This is a genomic window from Mycobacterium farcinogenes, from assembly GCF_019739075.1.
GTDB lineage: Bacteria > Actinomycetota > Actinomycetes > Mycobacteriales > Mycobacteriaceae > Mycobacterium > Mycobacterium senegalense.
Window position 1 is genome coordinate 6,326,372 of sequence record NZ_CP081673.1, and the last position, 17,857, is coordinate 6,344,228.

Below are 17,857 nucleotides of genomic sequence, written 5' to 3' on the forward strand. Positions count from 1 at the left end.
GGTGACAACTTCGCCGACTTGTCCACCTGACGTAAAAATGTGACCTGGATCACCTCGACGTAGCGGAGAACCCCCGTTAGCTTCGCTAAGCATGACGAAGTCTGCGCTGGCCATCACCGAAGAGCATCAGGACCTGGCCGACTCGGCGCTCGGGCAGCTGAGCCGGCTCGACAGCCGCGCAGCCGCCCGCGCCACCCTCGAGGCCGCCGGCACTTACCCCGATGAAATCTGGTCTGCCGGCGCCGAACTCGGCTGGAACGGACTGGCCATCTCCGAAGACAACGGCGGTTCCGGCTTCGGGCTCGCCGAGCTTGCCGTGGTCGCCGAGGTAGCCGGCCGCGAACTGTCGCCGGGCCCTTTCCTGCCGACCGTGTCCGCCTCGGTGGTCATCGACCGGTACGCCCCGGACGCGGTGAGGGCCGAACTGCTCCCGGGCCTCGCCGACGGGACGACGGTCGCCGCACTCGGGCTGGCCGGTTCGGTGAACATCGGCCCCGACGGACTTCTCGGTGGACAGGCACGTGCGGTACTGGGCGCCCCCGATGCCCATGTGCTCGCGCTGGCCGCCGGCGACGACATCGTGATTCTGGACGCCACCGCCGACGGAATCACCGTCACCACACAGGATTCCCTGGACACCACCCGCAGTATCGGCGCGGTCGATCTACGAGCCGTGGCCGTCGACGAGAGCCGGATCCTGCGCGGCGCAGCGCGGGCGGCGCGCACGGTGTTCCGCATCCTCGGCTCGGCAGAGGCGGTCGGCGTGGCCTGGGCGGCGCTCGACATGGCCGTCGAATACGCCAAGGTACGTGAGCAATTCGGCCGCACGATCGGCACTTTCCAGGCCGTCAAGCACCACGCCGCCAACATGCTGGTCGACGCCGAGCAGACCACTGCCGCGGTCTGGGACGCTGCCCGCGCCGACGACCTCGACGGAGCTTCGTTCGCCGCCGCGGTGGCCGCCGCGCATGCCGTCCGGGCTGTGGTGTTCAACGCCGAGACCAACCTTCAGTTGCACGGCGGCATCGGTTTCACCTGGGAACACGACGCCCACCTCTACCTGCGCCGGGCCCGGACCCTGGCCGCTGTGCTCGGTGACGGTGCCGACCCGCTGATCGACGTCGTCGAGGGGCAACGCAGCGGGCAGGCACACGCTGCGTCCTTCGCGCTGCCGGCAGAGGCCGAGCAGTACCGGCAGGACGCACGGGCTGCGGCGTCGGCGGTCAAGGCGCTGCCCGAGGACCAGCGGCGCGATTATCTGGTGGACTCCGGCTATCTGGTGCCGCACTGGCCCAAGCCGTACGGCCGGGCGGCGAATGTGTTGGAGCAGTTGGTAATCGAAGAAGAGTTCGCCGACGTTGAGCGGGCCGACATGGGGATCACCGGCTGGGTGACGCTGACCATCGCCCAGGCAGGCACCGATGATCAACGCGAGCGCTGGGTGGAACCGGTGTTGCGCGGACAGGTGATGTGGTGCCAGCTGTTCTCCGAGCCGGGTGCGGGTTCGGATGCCGCGGCGGTGCGTACCGCGGCCAAGAGGGTCGACGGCGGCTGGCGAGTCACCGGGCAGAAGGTGTGGACCAGCCTGGCTCAGCACTGCCAGTGGGGCTTGGCCACCGTACGCACCGACCCTGACGCGCCAAAGCACGCGGGCGTCACCATGATGGCGATCGACATGAAAGCCCCTGGGGTGACCGTGAATCCGCTGCGCGGATTGACCGGTGACGCGCACTTCAACGAGGTGTTCTTCGACGACGTTTTCGTCCCCGACGCCGACGTGGTGGGCGATGTGAACAAGGGGTGGCTGGTGGCCCGGGCCACGCTGGGCAACGAGCGCATCTCGATCGGCGGTGGCTCGGCCGCACCGACCGGATTCGACGCCGACGAACTGGTGGCCCTGATCGACGCGGATCCCGACGGCGCCCGCTACGTGCGCCGGGCCGGCGAGGTGATCGGCGTCGGCCACACCCTGCGGCTGCTGAACCTGCGGCGGGTCAGCCGGGCCATCGCCGGAGCCGAGCCCGGACCCGAGGGCAATGTCACCAAGCTGCTGGTGGCCGAGCACTCGCAGCATCTGACGGCGCTGGGCATGGATCTGGTCGGCTCGGCCGGGGTGACGGGCCAGACGCCGAAGCTGACGCGGGCCTACTTGGGCAACCGGGCGATGACCATCGCCGGCGGCACGTCGGAGATCACCCGCAACACCATCGCCGAGCGCATCCTGGGCCTGCCCCGCGACCCCCTGTTGAAGTAGTCGGCGGCGCGCATACACGCCTGCCGGCTTACACCGTCGGGACCGTGCCGCCGTCGACCACCACGTCGGCACCGACTATCGAGGACGCGCCGTCGGACACCAAGAACCGCACCACCTCGGCAACCTCAGCGGGCTGGGCCGGACGTCGCAGCGGAATCCCGCCGAGCGCGGATATCAACGATTCGAGCGCCTGCTCGCGAGAGCCGTTGCCGGCCGCGGCGATGCGATCGATCAGTGCGTCGGCGGCCGAGGTCTGGATGAACCCCGGCGACACGGTGTTCACCCGAATACCTTTGGGTGCCAGTTCATTGGCGAGGCCCTTGCTGTAGGCCCGCAGGGCGGCCTTGGCCGCGGCGTACGCCATCGTCCCGTCATAGAGCGGCATCCGGCTTTGGATCGAACCGACGTGCACGACGACACCCGAACCGGATTCGATCATCGCCGGCAGCAACGCCCGGTCGAGTCGGACCGCTGCGAGCAGGTTGAGATTCAGCTCGTCTTCCCAGTCCCTTTCGCTCAACACCGCGAAGCCACCGGGCGGCGCGCCCGAACCGCCCGCACAGTGCACCAGGATCTGGGCACCCCCGTTGCGCCGAACATGCGCCGCCAGCGCGGCGATGTCGGCCACCGACGTGAGATCTGCAGCAACGAAATCGTCGGCCGGCGAAGGTCCGCCGCTCGGGCTTTGTCGGGCCACTGCGGTCACGTGCGCGCCGGCTGCCCGTAGCTGAGCCGAGATCGCTGCGCCGGCGCCCTTGGTGCCGCCGGTGACCACCGCACGTCGTCCCTGCAGCCCGCTCATGCGTCGGCCCGAAAGACCGGCCAGCACAAGGCTGTCCGCCATTGCGCGGAGTCGTCGGTATCCCAGGTGAAGCGTTCGTAGTACTCACGCAGCGGACCCTCGATACTGATCTCGTGACGGTTGGCGTACTCGCCGAGCGCGCTGTAACTGAGGTCAACGTCGTCATGTGGCCCCTGATGTCGTATGACCGCGAGCTCGGCCGCCGGGATTACCACCTCCTGCACCCGTCCGGCCAGCCGTACCTCGCCTTCGACCGGAATGAAAACCGTTGCGGTGCCGTGATCGCGGGCGAAGATGTCAAAGTCGAACAACGCCGCAGGAGGGCCGGCCGATCTCGAACCCGTATCTGCGGACACCGTTGCCCGCAGCTCGCCCATCGCGCCATGCCACCAGGGCAATAAGTCTTCGCGGTCGACCGCCGCGGTGATCGCGGCAGCCGGCGTCGCTGCGACACTGACGTTTTCGATCGTCGCACCGGCGGAATTCTCCGTCGGCCGTTCGAGAATCGCGCGCAGGGATTCGACCGCGCTCCGGGTCTCTGCGAGCTGGTTCTCCAGCCGCTCGAGGTGACCACCGATCAGCCTATTGCGGTCGGCGGGGGCTGACGTCAGCACCGCACGCACGTCGGCGACCGGCATGCCCAAGCCGCGGAGCCGGCGTACCACCTGGGCTGTCGGTACCTGGTCGGGCACGTAATACCGGTACCCGGTGCTCGAATCGATGTGGTCCGGCTCGAGCAAGCCGACCTCGTGATAGTGCCGCAGGGTCTTGATCGACAGCTGCGTCATACGGGAGAAGTCCCCGATGGACAGATCGATGGTCACCGGATCAGTGTGGTCGCTCCCCCAAGGGGAGACTCAAGATTGCGCCCGGCCTTGACTCTCCGGTCACCGAACGGTCGACCCTGTCGGGGTGACCGTGCTGCGCGCCCGCTATGACGGTGACTACGACAAGACGAACCTGCCCGAGGAGCTGATCCTCACCAATTACATCGTGATCCGCGATGACCTGATCGCCGCGTTGTTCATCGTGCTGAACAAGCCGTGACACACCGCCGGCTGCGCCGACGACGGAAGGGCCTGGTTGACATCGCGCCGAGACCACCCGGTAGAACAATAATTGTGACTTCAAGCACAGGCGCCGGGCCGACGTTTCACCCCGACCTGGAACGGATCGCCCGCTACATCCCGAGACAGCTGGTGACCAGGCGTTCTCTGCCGCTACTGCAACGACTGACGTCCCTGCAGAACCGGCAGGCCCCCAAGGACGTCGAGGTGCTCACCCTGAGCTCCGGCGCCGGGGTACGCCTGTTCCGGCCGACTGGGGTCACCGAGCCGACGCCGGCCCTGCTGTGGATCCACGGCGGCGGGTACGTGCTGGGCAGCCCGGCGCAGGACGACGCCCTGTGCCGGCGCTTCGCCAAGGAACTCGGCGCCACGGTGGCCGCCGTCAAGTACCGGCTGGCGCCACAGAATCCCTACCCGGCCGGCCTCGAGGATTGCTACTCGGCACTGAAATGGCTCGCGGCACTGCCCGCGGTCGACCCCACGCGGGTCGCGGTGGCCGGTGCCAGCGCGGGCGGCGGGTTGGCTGCCGCCCTGGCCCTGCTCGCCCGGGACCGCGGCGAGGTGTCGCTGGCCGCGCAGATCCTCGTCTACCCGATGCTCGACGACCGCTCGGTGGGTCCTGACCTGGAGAACCCGGGCCACCGGTTGTGGACGCAGGGCAGCAACAAGTTCGGTTGGTCGGCCTATCTGGGCGGGGCCGATCCGGCCGTCGCCGTCCCGGGCCGCCGGGAGGATCTGGCCGGACTGCCGCCCACCTGGATCGGTGTCGGCACCCTGGACCTGTTCCACGACGAGGACATGGCCTATGCCGAGCGCCTGCGCGCCGCGGGAGTCGACTGCCAGGTGGAAGAGGTGTACGGGGCGTTCCACGGCTTCGACCAGATCGCCGCGAAAACCCCGGTGGCCCAAGCCTTCATGGCCAGCCAGTGCGAGCGGCTACGCGCGGCGTTTGCCTGACTCCCGCTGGTGCCGCAGGTACCGGCAGGCACGCTCCAACAGACCGCGGTCGGCGGCCGACAGCGCCCTGGCCCTGGGAATGTGACCGGAGACGATCCGGGCGAACCGGGCGCACAACTGCTCGGCGGTCATCCCGAACTCCAGCCAAACATCGTCCTCGCGCGGACCTCCATAGGGGGCCCACGCGAGGACGAACTTCAGCAGCATGCGGTCGAACGAGTCCATCTAGTCTCGAACAACGTTGTCCTCGAACACGATCCGGCCGATCAACTCGTAGCGGCGCGGATCGCGCAGCTTGAAGTAGGTGGCCATACCCGCGCCGAGGACGAAGATACCCACCACGATCCACGGGGTGAGCTTGAACAGTAGGGTCCCCGAGGCCGTGCCCGCCGCCGCATCCTTGTGCTCCCACAGCAGGTACACGACGTAGAGCATGCCGATCCCACCGAGACCGGGAGCAACCAGTGTCTTGAACCAGTGCTTGGACACGGGGTGGTTCTTGCGGATGTGGAAGTAGCTGATCACCGAGAAGGCGCACAGCGACTGCACGATCAGGATCGCCATGGTGCCCAGGATCGCCAGCAGGGTGTACATGTGCACGTAGGGGTCCATCCCGGCGAAGAGGAAGGCCAGGATGATCACCAGGGCGATCCCACTCTGCACGAATGAAGCGATGTAGGGCGACCCGTGCGTGGGATGTGTTGCGCCGAGGGTCTTCTGCAGGCCGGTCGACAAACCTTCGCGGCCCAGCGCGTACAGGTACCGCGAGGCGCAGTTGTGGAACGCCATGCCGCAAGCGAACGATCCCGTGACCAGCAGGATGTTGAACACCGTGATGGCCCACTCACCGTAGGTGCTGCGTACCGGGCCGAAGAAGATCTCTGAGGAGGTGGCCGAATCCTGAGCGAGTTCGACGGCGTGCTGCGGCCCGGTCCCGGCGATCGCCATCCAGGACACGAAGACATAGAACGCCCCCACCCCGAGCACGCTCAGCATGGTGGCCCGGGGAATGATCTTCTTCGGGTTACGCGACTCCTCGCCGTACATCGCGGTCGATTCGAACCCGACCCACGACCAGAAGGCGAAGAACAGGCCCAATCCGGCACTGGCGCCGGCGATTCCGGCTGCCGGCGAGAACGCACCGATCGGGTTGATGGTCTCGGCGACCGCGAATCCCTGCGGCCCACCACCCTTGACCAGCACCGCCAGCGCACCGAGTGCGAGCATCACGATCTCGGTCACCAGGAACACACCGAGCACTTTGGCGGTCAGGTTGACGTCGAAGTAGGTCAGGACCGCGTTGACCACCAGCATCAGCAACGCCGGAATGATCCAGTGGATGTGGATGCCCAACTGGGATTGCATGAAGTTCTGGAAGAAGAACGAGAAGATCCCGATCAGGGACGCTTCGAACACCACGTAGGCCATGGTGATCAGGCCGCCGCTGGCCATCCCGACGATGCGGCCGAGGCCGTGGGAGATGTAGCCGTAGAACGCACCGGTGGTGGTGATGTGCTTGGCCATGGTCGCGTAGCCCACGGCGAACAGACCGAGAACGACGGTTGCCACGATATAGCCGGCCGGTGCGTGTGAACCATTTCCGAACCCGACCGCGATGGGAACGTTGCCGACCATTGCGGTGATGGGCGCGGCGGTCGCCACCGCCATGAAGATGACGCCGACGGTGCCGACGGCGTTGCGTTTCAGTCTTTGGACGTCGTGAGCTGTGTCTTCACTCCCGGCGACAGCTTGATCGGTCATCTAACGGGATACCTTCCAGGTAACAGTGGGACCCCCGATGTGGGCTGGACCACAGCCGGGACCTACGTATATTGGCACTACCAAAATCGATTGGCAAGCACTTTCGGCAACCATTGACAGAAATGGTTGCGACCGTTTACGGTGAGGCCCATCACAGCTACCGGATAGCTGGAGAGGGAGCCGCATGTACGACTACGGCACGTTCACGTTCGAGTCCAAAGCCGAAGTGCTGGACAAGGCGAAGACGTTCTGGAATCCAGACAAGACACAGTTCTGGACCGATACCGGTGTCGATCTGGTGATCGACCGCCGCGAAGGATACTTCCTGTGGGACATGGGCGGCCGCCGCCTGATCGACCTGCACCTCAACGGAGGCACCTACAACCTCGGGCACCGCAATCCCGAAGTGATGCAGGCGATCACCGACGGCATGGCGCACTTCGACGTCGGCAACCACCACTTCCCGTCCGTGGCCCGCACCGCCCTGGCGCAGCGCCTGGTCGAGACCGCGCCGGCCTCGATCACGAAGGTGGCCTACGGATCCGGGGGCGGTGAAGCGATCGACATCGCGCTCAAGAGCGCCCGTCACGCCACCAAGCGCCGCAAGATCGTCTCGATCGTCAAGGCCTACCACGGCCACACCGGCCTGGCGGTGGCCACCGGTGACGACCGGTTCGCCAAGTTCTTCCTGGCCGACCAGCCGGACGAGTTCCTTCAGGTTCCGTTCAACGACCTCGAGGCCATGGAGCGGGTGCTGGCGCCCGGCGATGTCGCCGCCGTCATCATGGAGACCATCCCGGCCACCTACGGATTCCCGCTGCCCGCACCGGGTTACCTCGAAGCCGTCAAGGCCGCCACCGAGAAACACGGCACCCTCTACATCGCCGACGAGGTGCAAACCGGCCTGATGCGTACCGGCGAGTTGTGGTGCATCACCAAACACGGCATCGAGCCCGACATCCTGGTCACCGGCAAGGGTCTGTCCGGCGGCATGTACCCCATCACCGCGGCCCTGCTCAGCGATCGCGCCGCGAAGTGGCTCGACGAGGACGGCTTCGGCCACATCTCCACCTTCGGCGGCGCCGAACTGGGCTGCGTCGCCGCGCTCAAGACGCTGGAGATCTCCACCCGCCCCGAGGTGCGCTCGATGGTGCACTACATCGCCGACATCTTCGACCAAGGGCTGCAACGCATCCAGGCCGACCATCCGGACTGGTTCGTCGGCATCCGGCAGAACGGCGTGGTGATCGGCCTGGAGTTCGACCACCCCGAAGGCGCCAAGTTCGTGATGCGCGAACTCTACGAGAACGGCGTCTGGGCGATCTTCTCGACGCTGGATCCCCGTGTCCTGCAATTCAAACCGGGTCTACTGCTCTCGCGCGAGCTGTGCGAGGACGTCCTGGACCGCCTCGCCGTCGCGGTGGCCCGGGCCGAGACCGTCGTGAGAGGACGTAAAGCATCATGACCAGTACCGCACAGGCCGGCCACATGCTGGAGCGGGCCGGGTGGGCTGCGGCGGCATACGCCGAGTACGACGCGGACGCAGTGACCGGCATCGTCAACGCCGTGGCGGACGCCGCCTACTCCGCGGCCGAGCGGTTCGCCGCCGAAGCGGTAGCCGAGACCGGGATGGGCGTGGTGGCCGACAAGGTGACCAAGAACCGGGCCTGCTCCCGCGGGATCGTCGATTACTACCGTGGCGAAGACTACGTGTCGCCGCGCGTCGACGAGACCCGCAAGATCGTCGAGCTCCCGCGGCCCGCGGGCGTCGTGCTGGCATTGACGCCGACCACCAATCCCGTCGCCACGGTGTATTTCAAGGTGATCCTGGCCCTGATGACGCGCAACGCCGTCGTCGTCGCCCCTCACCCACGGGCCAAGCAGTGCTCGGCCGACGCGGCCCGACTGCTGGGCGAAGCCGCAGTGGCCGCCGGTGCGCCGGACGGCATCGTCCAGGTGGTCGAGGAACCGTCGATCCCACTCGTACAGGCACTCATGGCCGACGACCGCACCGACGTCATCGTCGCGACCGGGGGTACCGGCGTGGTGCGGGCCGCGTACTCGTCGGGCAACCCGGCGCTGGGCGTCGGTCCCGGCAACGTGCCGGTGTTCGTCGAGGCCAGTGCCGACATCAACGCTGCGGCCAAGCGGATCGTGGACAGCAAGGCCTTCGACAACTCCGTGTTGTGCACCAACGAATCCGTCCTGATCGCCGAAGACGCGATCGCCGGCAAGCTCAGCGGTGCGCTGACCCGCGCCGGCGCACACATCCTCGATGAGGACGGCGCACGCCGCCTACGGGCCTACATGTTCGCCGACGGCCACCTCAACACCGACGTGGTGGGACGCGACGCCGCCTGGATCGCCGGGCAGGCCGGGCTGCGGGTCACCGCCAAGACCCGGGTGCTGATCGCGCCGTTCGACGACGTGATCGCCGAGGAGATGCTGGCGCACGAGAAGCTGTCCCCGGTGCTCGGCATGACGACCGCCGCCGACGCCGCACGCGGCATCCGGGCGGCCCGCGCGGTGGTACGGATCGGCGGCGCTGGACACTCCGCCGCTATCCACAGCGAAAACCCCTCGGTCATCACCGATTTCGCGGCCCAGGTGCCGGTGTTGCGGGTATCGGTCAACGTCGGCAACTCGACCGGCAGCTCCGGCCTGGACACCAACCTCGCGCCGTCGATGACGATCGGCACCGGGTTCGTCGGAAGAAGCTCGATCGGGGAGAACCTGCAACCGCAGAACCTGATCAACTGGGCCCGCATCGCCTACAACAGCGACTCCGCCGTGCCCATGGGCAACTTCGCCGGTATCAACCCGTGGCGCTCACCGGCCGGGCCGGTACCGGAGTATCCCCGCGCCTCCAACGACCGCCACGGTGGCCCGATTCAGACAAGGACCGCACCGAACCGGTCCACCCCGGCGCGCACGACCGAGCTGGGCTTGGACGCCCTCCGGGCGGAGTTACGCGCGCTGGTCGCCGAAGAACTCGCACAACTGATCAAGAGGTAGGGCTGTGGCTGAACTTCGTTCCTTCATCTTCATCGACCGGCTGCAACCGCAGACCATGTCGTACCTGGGCACCTGGATCAAGGGTGCTCTTCCCCGCGCCAACCAGGCCGCCCAGATCATCGAGGTGGCCCCGGGCCTGGATATCGAGGGCATCACCGACGTCGCGCTCAAGCACGCCGAGGTCAAGGCCGGAATCCTGGTGGTGGAGCGGCAATTCGGATATCTGGAGTTCCACGGCGAGACCGGTGCGGTCAAGGCCGCTGCCGACGCCGCCCTGGACGAACTGGGCGGCGACACTGGCAACGCGGTGCAGCCCAACGTGCTGGCCTCACGCATCATCTCCAGCGTCGACCATCAGCACGCATTCCTGATCAACCGCAACAAGATCGGCTCGATGGTGCTGCCCGGCGAATCACTGTTCGTCCTCGAGGTGGCGCCCGCGTCCTACGCCATCCTGGCCACCAACGAAGCCGAGAAAGCCGCGGACATCAAGGTGGTCGACTTCCGGATGATCGGCGCCACCGGCCGCGTCTACCTGTCCGGCACCGAAGCCGATGTCCGTACCGCGGCCGAGGCCGCCCAGGATGCGCTGGCGAGGGCCACTGCATGAGCTGGCAGCGAGTAGCGAAGGCGGATCGCGCATGAGCTGGCAGCGAGTAGCGAAGGCGGATCGCGCATGAGCATCAGCCATGACGAACTGCGCGCCCTGGTGCGCGAGGTGGTGCGGGAGGCCGTCCGGGATCTCAGGGCCACCGCCAAGACCCCGGGGCCGGTGGCTGTCCCCCCACCACCGGCCCCGGCTCCACCGCCGACGGTCGCGGACCAGTTCGGTGTGGATCCCACCGGTCCGCACGCCGTCGAGGGCAAGAACCGCACCGAGACCGTGCAGTTGACCAACGACCGCGACCTCGACAACTTCGTCCGAAAGCTCCTGCGGCTCTTCGAAAGTCCCAAGACCCGTGCCGATCTCAAGGCAGGCCGGCTGAGCTTCCGGCTGGCCGGGACCACTCGGGCCTCCGGCGGCGGTGCCAGCAGGCGCATCGAATCCGGTGCCGTGACCGAACGGCACATCGCCGACATGGCCGGAGGCACGCTCGTGCTGGGTCGCAAGGCGGTGCTGACCCCGCTCGCCCGCGAAAAGGCCCGCAGTCTGGGCGTCACGATTGAGAAGGAGCGCACATGATGGCCCGAGCGACGGAGGAGCGCACATGATGGCCCGAGCGACGAAGGAGCGCAAATGATTTCAGCGGTTGTCACCGGCAACGTGTGGTCGACCCGTCGGATCGACGGCATCCCGGCCGGGGCGTTCCTCGAGGTCGAGATCGACGGCACCGGATCCAAGCTGATCGCCTTCGACGTCCTCGGCAGCGGTGTGGGCGAACACGTTCTGGTCGCGCAGGGCTCGGTGGCCTCGGGCTGGTTCACCGGCACCCCACCTCCGGTCGACGCACTCATCATCGGATCCATCGACGTCAAACCCGACTCCAACCCCAACAAATAAGGAGAAACACCCATGTCCAGCAACGCAATCGGACTGATCGAGACCAAGGGCTTCGTGGCTGCGCTGGCCGCCGCCGATGCCATGGTCAAGGCCGCCAACGTCACCATCACCGATCGTCAGCAGGTCGGCGACGGCCTGGTCGCGGTGATCGTCACCGGTGAGGTGGGCGCGGTCAAGGCTGCCACCGAGGCCGGCGCCGAGACCGCCTCACAGGTGGGTGAACTGGTCAGCGTGCACGTCATCCCGCGTCCGCACAACGAGCTCGGCGCGCACTTCTCGGTCGCCAGCAAGTAGCCATGCCGACCGAAGCGGAGGAGAGCACGCGGATTCGCACCCAGATCCGCGTCTACCTGTTGGTGGAGGATCTGCAGCGCCAGTTCGCCGCCTACCTCGGAACACCGACCCGGGCCCGGGGTTACCCGCCGTACGAGGGTGAGCACGCGCTGATCGTCGAGGTGTCCCCCGCCTTGGCGATCGAGCGGGTGATCGACCTGGCCCTACGTGAGGTCCCCGGCATCCAGCCCGGAATCCTGTACGTGGAACGCCAATTCGGCGTGCTCGAGATCCACTCGGCCAACCTGGAGGATGTCCAGCGGGCCGGCGAGGCGATCCTGGCCGGGACCGGCAACAAAGCTTCCGACCAGCTGCGGCCGCGAATCCTGTACCACGACATCATCGAGAACATCACCGATCAGCACGCGGTGATCCTCAACCGCAACCGGCAGGCCTCGATGATCCTGCCCGGGCAGTCCCTGCTGGTCTACGAGATGACCCCGGCGCTGTTCGCGGCGGTGGCCGCCAACGAGGCGGAACGGGCCGCACCTGGACTTACTGTGGTTGACGTGCAGATGATCGGAGCCGCTGGGAGGCTCTACATCGGCGGCAGCACCGCTGATGTCACCGTGGCCCGGGATCGCATCACCGCGGTGCTGGACGGTATCGAAGGCAGGGAGCACTAGATGGTTATCACCGACGAGATCGATGTCGCCCACCTGGCGTTACGCCAGTACGACATCGGGGCGGACGCGACGCTGCGGTTGCTGAACCTGTCCGAGAATGCCACCTATCTCGTCGACGACGCCGGCACCCAGTCCATCCTGCGGGTGCACCGGCAGAACTATCACCGGCCCCACGAGATCGAGTCGGAACTGGACTGGCTGGCAGCGCTGCGGGCCGACAGTGATGTCACGGTTCCGACGGTGCTGCCCACCCCGGACGGACGTCGCCTGGTCACCGTCAATGCCGACGGAACAGACCGCCATGCCGTGCATTTCGGCATGGTGGCCGGGGCCGAGCCCGACGAGAGCACGTTGACCCTCGACGATTTCCACACGCTGGGCCGGATCACCGCTGCGCTGCACGATCATTCGCAGCGGTGGGAACGCCCGGCCGGGTTCGGCCGGTTCTCCTGGGACTGGGAGCACAGCCTGGGCGCGGCCGGACGCTGGGGCCGCTGGCACGATGCCGAAGGCGTCGGCGCAGCCGAACAACAGGTGCTGGAACGCGCCCAGGCGTTGCTGCACGATCGGCTGCACGCCTACGGCACCGGGCCCGACGTCTACGGTCTGATCCACGCTGATCTGCGACTGGCCAACCTGCTGGTGGATCCCGACCCGGCGGGATCGTCGAAGATCACCGTCATCGACTTCGACGACTGTGGATTCGGCTGGTATTTCTACGATTTCGGTACCGCGGTGTCGTTCATCGAGGATGACCCGGCGCTGCCGGAATGGCAGGACGCCTGGGTACGCGGCTACCGCACCCGACGTGACCTGCCGGCCTCGGACGAGGACATGCTGGCCTCGTTCGTGTTGCTGCGCCGGTTGCTGCTGCTGGCCTGGATGGGTAGCCACAGCCACTCCAGGGAATCGGCCACCAAGGCCGTCAGCTATGCCGCCGGCAGCTGTGAACTCGCCGAGCGCTACCTGCGCTCCAACGGCCTCACCTTGACCTGACTCGCAAAGGATCCCGTACATGTTCGCATCGCTTCAGGGCCGCTCGGCCATCGTCACCGGTGGCAGCAAGGGCATCGGCCGCGGCATCGCCCAGACGTTCGCCGACGCCGGCGTGAACGTCCTCATCACCGGGCGCAACCAGTCCGACCTCGATGAGGCGGTCGCCGCACTCGCCGACGCTCCGGGGCGGGTCAGCGCCCTGCGCGCGGACGTGACCAGCCCCGAAGATGCCCGCGCCGTCGTGGATACCGCCGTCGAACGGCACGGCGGACTGGACATCGTCTGCGCCAATGCCGGCATCTTCCCGTCCGGGCGCCTGGAAGACCTCACCCCGGAAGACATCGACCAGGTCCTCGCGGTCAACTTCAAAGGCACCGTCTACATCGTGCAGGCCGCACTCGCGGCGCTGACCGCCAGCGGCCACGGACGCGTCGTCATCACCTCGTCGATCACGGGCCCCATCACCGGATACCCCGGCTGGTCACACTACGGTGCGTCCAAGGCCGCCCAGCTGGGCTTCCTGCGCACCGCCGCGATGGAACTCGCACCCAAGAAGATCACCGTCAACGCCGTGCTGCCCGGCAACATCATCACGGAGGGCCTGGTCGAAATGGGCCAGGACTACATGGACCAAATGGCCTCGGCCGTGCCCACCGGCCGGCTCGGATCGGTCGCCGACATCGGCAACGCGGCCCTGTTCTTCGCCACCGACGAAGCCGCTTACATCACCGGACAGTCGCTGGTCGTGGACGGCGGACAGATTCTGCCCGAATCTCACATGGCGATCGCTGAACTCTAGTTCAACCTGGATAGAATTGGCTGGACCAAAACACGGGCAGGGGGCCGGGGTGGCAGTTCACAGCGAGGAGTTGCGCAGGCGCATCGTCGCCGAGATCAACGCGGGCACCCCCGGCGCCAAGCTCGGCAGTGAACGCGACCTGGCCGAACGATACGGCACCAGCCGCTCCAGCCTGCGCCAGGTGCTGGCCGCGCTGGAGGAAGCCGGGCTGGTGCACCGGGTGATCGGGCGGGCCGGCGGCATCTTCATCAGCCACGGCCAGGTGGAACGCCATCTGTCCGACGTGGTCGGAGTCCCCGCCTTCCTGGCCAACCAGGGCTACGTCGCCGGGACGCGCGTGCTCTCCACGCGCATCACCACCCCGGACGACGCCACCAGAACCGCTCTGCGCCTCGGACCGGGCGACTACGTCATCGAGATCCAACGCGTCCGGCTCGCCGACGGCTCACCGATCTCCCTGGAACACGCCCAGTTTCCCGCCGATGCCTTTCCGGGCCTGCTCGACCAACAGCTGGGCGGGTCGCTCTACGAAATCCTGGAATCCCAATACGGTTTGGTCACCGGGCGCGCCGACGAGCGTATCGAGGCGGTCAGCGCCACCAGCAGCGAAGCCACCCTGCTGGGGATCAAACCCAAGGCCGCACTGCTGTTGATCACCCGCGTCACCTATGACCAGAACGGTTCGCCGTGCGAATTCTCCCGCGACCTGTTCCGCGGGGACCGCACGGCGCTGGCGGTCACAGCGAAAGGCAGCGGTATCGCCACCCACGCCGACGCCAACACCGCCTCGGTCACGCTGCAACGACAGGCCGGCTGACGTAACACCGGTCGCGGATTGTCAACCGTTCTCGGACTGCTCGTCAGGGCTGACGATCCGGAAACCGTCGGGTTCGGCGATCGCCTCGTCGACATCGCGCGCGGGCCCCCGCCCAGCCGGCCGGTCGGGCCTTTCGGCATCCAGCTTGGTTTCGAGCGTTTCCGGCTCGCCCGCACGGTCAGCACCGTGCCACTGCTCCGGCGGATCGACCACGTCGTCCCCGTCGGCATTGGCGACCTCGTCGGAATCCGTCGACTCACTCGGCGAGAGGGTGTCGTCCGGGCCATCTTCGATATCGCTCATGGTCGTGGGATGCCCACGGCGCCGCGGCGGGAAACTCCGGCGAGCCGATCAGGCCACACTCTGCGCCGAGGAGGCCGTGACACCTTTGACGAAGTCACCCACGTAGCGAATAGCCTGTCTGCCCTCCGGAAGAATGTCTGCCGCGAGCGGGAAGTCGTGGATCTGGCCGCTCCAGATGTGCAACTCGCACGGCGCATGCGCATCAGCCAGCCGTTGGGCCACCAGTTCCGAGTCGGCCAGCAACAGTTCGTCGGCACCCACATGAATCATCACCGGTGGCATCCCGGTGAGATCGGCGGTGGCCGGATCGATCAGCGCCTCGGCATCACACCGATTGGGCCGGCATTGGCTCCGACGCACGCTCCGAGCGAAAGCGGAAAGGGCCGCACCCGTGAACATCGAACACCGAGAAATGTTGCGGTGGGCCAGTTTCTGCGCCGGGTCCAAGTCGATCAGCGGCGAGATCGCGGCCAGGCCGGCGGCCGGAACCACACCGCGAGCCAGCGATCTGAGTGCCGTCCCAAAGGCCAGGTAGCCACCGGCCGAGTCACCGGCGATCACCGTGCGCTCCGCGCCATAACCCCGACGGCGCAGCCAGGACAGTCCGGCCAAGGCATCCTCGACGGCATCGGCCAGGCCACACACGGGCAGCATCCGGTAACCGACGTTGAGTACCAATGCATCTGCCGCCGCAGACAGGCGCGCAGCCAGAGCACGGTGGGTGTTCAGCCCACAGGTGAGAAACGCCCCACCGTGCAAGTAGAGGATCGCGTTACGCCCCGACGTTCCCGGCGCCCGGACCAGCTCGGCGGGGCAATTGGGCAGCCTGACCGCGCGCACCGATGCAGTCGTGCGGCCGGGCAGCAGGCCGGCCAAACGGTCGATCGAGCCCAACGGCCAGGCCAGATCCGGCTGCAATGCCCATGCGCGGATCACGTTCTTCACGGCTATCCGACAGCCGATTGCCAGGGCTGCGGCCTCGAGACTGCTTGAGCGATGCAGTACCCGTTTAGCGGCAAACGCCCTGGTCATGGCCATCATCTCCTGTTGTCATGACAACGAATACCCCAACGACGCATGACAAAACGGCCGATATGGGTATCCCGCGGGAATGAGCGGCGCAGCGGCATTCGTCCCCGAAACACACGAACTGACCGAACTGGCCGAGGCGGCACGGCGGTGCAGAGGATGTGCGCTGTACCGGGATGCCACCCAAACCGTGTTCGGGACCGGACGGTCATCGGCGCGGATGATGCTGATCGGCGAGCAACCGGGCGATCGGGAGGACCGCGCCGGAGCCCCCTTCGTCGGTCCCGCCGGACGAGTGCTGGACCAAGCCTTGGCGGCAGCCGAGATTGACCGCTCCGAGCTCTATCTGACCAACGCGGTAAAGCATTTCAAGTTCACCACCAACGAGCGCGGCAAACGGCGAATCCACAAGACGCCCAGCCGCACCGAGGTGGAAGCATGTCGCCCCTGGGTGCTCGCGGAGTTGGACACCGTCGCACCCGAAGCCATCGTCCTACTCGGAGCGACCGCCGCCAAAAGCCTTCTGGGCAACGACTTTCGGCTGACACGCCACCGGGGCGAGATCCTGCGTGTCACCGGCCAGCTGCCCGATGCGGATCCCGCGCTGATCGCGACGATTCACCCGTCGGCGGTACTGCGAGGACCATCGGACACCCGCCAGGAAGCGTTCGACGGGCTCGTCGCCGACCTTCGCGCCGCCTATGCGACGACGCGGACGGTGTCCAGCGCAGGATCCGCCGGATCCGGCACGTTCATGCCCGCCGAGAGGCCGGTACGCAGGTAATCCAGAACGGCGTCGTTGAGCCGTTCCCCCGGCACCACGGCCGGGATCCCCGGCGGATACGGGGTGATCTGCTCGGCGGAGATCCGGCCGGGGGCCTGCGCCACCGGAACATCCTCGACCGAACCGAAGAATGCGTCCCGGGGCGCCATCACGGTCTCCAACTGCAACTCTTCCGGAGTGGGCAGATCGACCCGCGGCGGCGGGACGAAGTCGTGGGCGGCCTTGCGCCACAATTTGAGCGCCTCGACCAACCGGCCCGCGGTGTCCGGTCCGTCGGCCAGCGACATGGTGGCCAGCACCCGGCGATGGTCAGTCATGCCCAGGTCGACCTGGCAGTACTCCCGCAGCCAGTCGGCGGCCTGGTACCCAGAGGTGCCGGTCGCATAGACATCGATGAGCACCTGAAGCCGGTCCAGGTCATGTGAGGCCTGCTTGCCCAGCAATTCCTCGTCGAGCACCTCGATGTCGTCGATCTCCTCGATCTCACGACGGGTCGCGTTCGCCAAATCCAATGCCGCGCCCATCAACTCGTGACCATGTTCGACCATCTGCCGACGCCAGCCGTCAATCGCGCTGTACACCAATACATTCGGACTCGTCGTCATGAGCAGGTCGGCACATGCGGACAGCCGGTTCTGGTCGACGAGATCGCCCTGTAGATGGAACACCGAGCCAGAGGATTATCAGGGGTTAAATTCTCAAATGTGGTCATAAAGGTGTGTTGAACTGCTATTTAACCTGCGCACACATGTAACCTATTAGGTCATGGGCAGCCAAAATTTCGCCGACTGCCGGCGGCGTGGTGCGACGTGG

General features: G+C 66.9%; 20 protein-coding genes and 1 pseudogene. 14 read left to right on the plus strand and 7 right to left on the minus strand.

The window, feature by feature from the left end:
• Positions 1-91 precede the first annotated feature (91 nt).
• A complete protein-coding gene (locus K6L26_RS30180; protein ID WP_065063126.1) occupies positions 92-2,254 on the plus strand; it encodes an acyl-CoA dehydrogenase family protein in 2,163 nt (720 codons plus the stop codon).
• 28 nt (positions 2,255-2,282) lie between these two features.
• On the opposite strand, the gene K6L26_RS30185 is transcribed toward K6L26_RS30180, so the two are convergent.
• Together K6L26_RS30185 and K6L26_RS30190 are read right to left on the minus strand one after the other, a co-directional pair.
• Positions 2,283-3,056 carry an SDR family oxidoreductase gene (locus K6L26_RS30185; RefSeq protein WP_065063166.1) on the minus strand — a complete coding sequence of 258 codons (774 nt, stop codon included), beginning with the start codon at positions 3,054-3,056 and terminating at the stop codon, positions 2,283-2,285.
• Complete coding sequence (locus tag K6L26_RS30190; RefSeq protein WP_036390515.1) at positions 3,053-3,880, minus strand: MerR family transcriptional regulator; 828 nt, start codon at positions 3,878-3,880, stop codon at positions 3,053-3,055. The genes K6L26_RS30185 and K6L26_RS30190 overlap by 4 nt, the downstream gene beginning before the upstream one ends.
• 88 nt (positions 3,881-3,968) lie before the next feature.
• On the opposite strand from K6L26_RS30190, the gene K6L26_RS31930 reads away from it, so the two are divergent.
• Complete coding sequence (locus K6L26_RS31930; RefSeq protein ID WP_019347816.1) at positions 3,969-4,103, plus strand: hypothetical protein; 135 nt, start codon at positions 3,969-3,971, stop codon at positions 4,101-4,103.
• Between the two features lie 74 nt (positions 4,104-4,177).
• A complete protein-coding gene (locus K6L26_RS30195; protein ID WP_065063128.1) occupies positions 4,178-5,080 on the plus strand; it encodes an alpha/beta hydrolase in 903 nt (300 codons plus the stop codon).
• Here the strand turns inward: K6L26_RS30195 and K6L26_RS30200 are convergent.
• Together K6L26_RS30200 and K6L26_RS30205 are read right to left on the minus strand one after the other, a co-directional pair.
• A complete protein-coding gene (locus K6L26_RS30200; protein ID WP_019347818.1) occupies positions 5,060-5,305 on the minus strand; it encodes a hypothetical protein in 246 nt (81 codons plus the stop codon). The genes K6L26_RS30195 and K6L26_RS30200 overlap by 21 nt on opposite strands.
• Positions 5,306-6,841 (minus strand): APC family permease, encoded by a 1,536-nt coding sequence (locus K6L26_RS30205; protein WP_036390517.1) that lies wholly within the window; start codon positions 6,839-6,841, stop codon positions 5,306-5,308.
• 184 nt (positions 6,842-7,025) lie between these two features.
• Here K6L26_RS30205 and K6L26_RS30210 point away from each other — a divergent pair, with 184 nt between their 5' ends.
• From K6L26_RS30210 to K6L26_RS30255, 10 genes are all read left to right on the plus strand, one after another.
• Positions 7,026-8,306, plus strand: a complete 1,281-nt coding sequence (locus tag K6L26_RS30210) for a class-III pyridoxal-phosphate-dependent aminotransferase (protein WP_221852357.1) — start codon at positions 7,026-7,028, stop codon at positions 8,304-8,306.
• Positions 8,303-9,856 carry an aldehyde dehydrogenase family protein gene (locus K6L26_RS30215; protein ID WP_019347925.1) on the plus strand — a complete coding sequence of 518 codons (1,554 nt, stop codon included), beginning with the start codon at positions 8,303-8,305 and terminating at the stop codon, positions 9,854-9,856. Before K6L26_RS30210 ends, K6L26_RS30215 begins: the two co-directional genes overlap by 4 nt.
• A 4-nt stretch (positions 9,857-9,860) precedes the next feature.
• Positions 9,861-10,466 (plus strand): BMC domain-containing protein, encoded by a 606-nt coding sequence (locus tag K6L26_RS30220; protein WP_019347924.1) that lies wholly within the window; start codon positions 9,861-9,863, stop codon positions 10,464-10,466.
• Positions 10,467-10,532: 66 nt separating this feature from the next.
• Positions 10,533-11,039, plus strand: coding sequence for a hypothetical protein (locus K6L26_RS30225; protein ID WP_221852359.1), 507 nt, complete (start codon positions 10,533-10,535; stop codon positions 11,037-11,039).
• 54 nt (positions 11,040-11,093) lie between these two features.
• Positions 11,094-11,357, plus strand: coding sequence for a EutN/CcmL family microcompartment protein (locus tag K6L26_RS30230; RefSeq protein WP_019347922.1), 264 nt, complete (start codon positions 11,094-11,096; stop codon positions 11,355-11,357).
• 12 nt (positions 11,358-11,369) lie between these two features.
• A complete protein-coding gene (locus K6L26_RS30235) occupies positions 11,370-11,651 on the plus strand; it encodes a BMC domain-containing protein (protein WP_019347921.1) in 282 nt (93 codons plus the stop codon).
• 2 nt (positions 11,652-11,653) lie between these two features.
• A complete protein-coding gene (locus tag K6L26_RS30240) occupies positions 11,654-12,316 on the plus strand; it encodes a microcompartment protein (protein WP_064896249.1) in 663 nt (220 codons plus the stop codon).
• Positions 12,317-13,312, plus strand: a complete 996-nt coding sequence (locus K6L26_RS30245) for a phosphotransferase enzyme family protein (RefSeq protein WP_019347919.1) — start codon at positions 12,317-12,319, stop codon at positions 13,310-13,312.
• A 19-nt stretch (positions 13,313-13,331) separates the two neighbouring features.
• Positions 13,332-14,111: a 3-oxoacyl-ACP reductase FabG gene (gene fabG, locus K6L26_RS30250; RefSeq protein ID WP_019347918.1), complete on the plus strand. Its 780-nt coding sequence runs from the start codon at positions 13,332-13,334 to the stop codon at positions 14,109-14,111.
• Positions 14,112-14,160: 49 nt separating this feature from the next.
• On the plus strand, positions 14,161-14,928 hold the full coding sequence (locus tag K6L26_RS30255; RefSeq protein WP_036390532.1) for a GntR family transcriptional regulator: 768 nt from the start codon (positions 14,161-14,163) through the stop codon (positions 14,926-14,928).
• Positions 14,929-14,949: 21 nt separating this feature from the next.
• On the opposite strand, the gene K6L26_RS32095 is transcribed toward K6L26_RS30255, so the two are convergent.
• Together K6L26_RS32095 and K6L26_RS30265 are read right to left on the minus strand one after the other, a co-directional pair.
• Positions 14,950-15,231, minus strand: a complete 282-nt coding sequence (locus K6L26_RS32095; RefSeq protein WP_076214182.1) for a hypothetical protein — start codon at positions 15,229-15,231, stop codon at positions 14,950-14,952.
• Positions 15,232-15,279: 48 nt separating this feature from the next.
• Positions 15,280-16,272 (minus strand): alpha/beta hydrolase, encoded by a 993-nt coding sequence (locus K6L26_RS30265; protein ID WP_221852361.1) that lies wholly within the window; start codon positions 16,270-16,272, stop codon positions 15,280-15,282.
• A 70-nt stretch (positions 16,273-16,342) separates the two neighbouring features.
• Between K6L26_RS30265 and K6L26_RS30270 the strand changes: the two genes are divergently transcribed.
• On the plus strand, positions 16,343-17,044 hold the full coding sequence (locus K6L26_RS30270) for a UdgX family uracil-DNA binding protein (protein ID WP_221852363.1): 702 nt from the start codon (positions 16,343-16,345) through the stop codon (positions 17,042-17,044).
• Here the strand turns inward: K6L26_RS30270 and K6L26_RS30275 are convergent.
• Positions 16,960-17,718, minus strand: a pseudogene (locus K6L26_RS30275) (ornithine decarboxylase); the annotation flags it as partial. The gene K6L26_RS30270 and the pseudogene K6L26_RS30275 overlap by 85 nt on opposite strands.
• Positions 17,719-17,857: the final 139 nt, after the last annotated feature.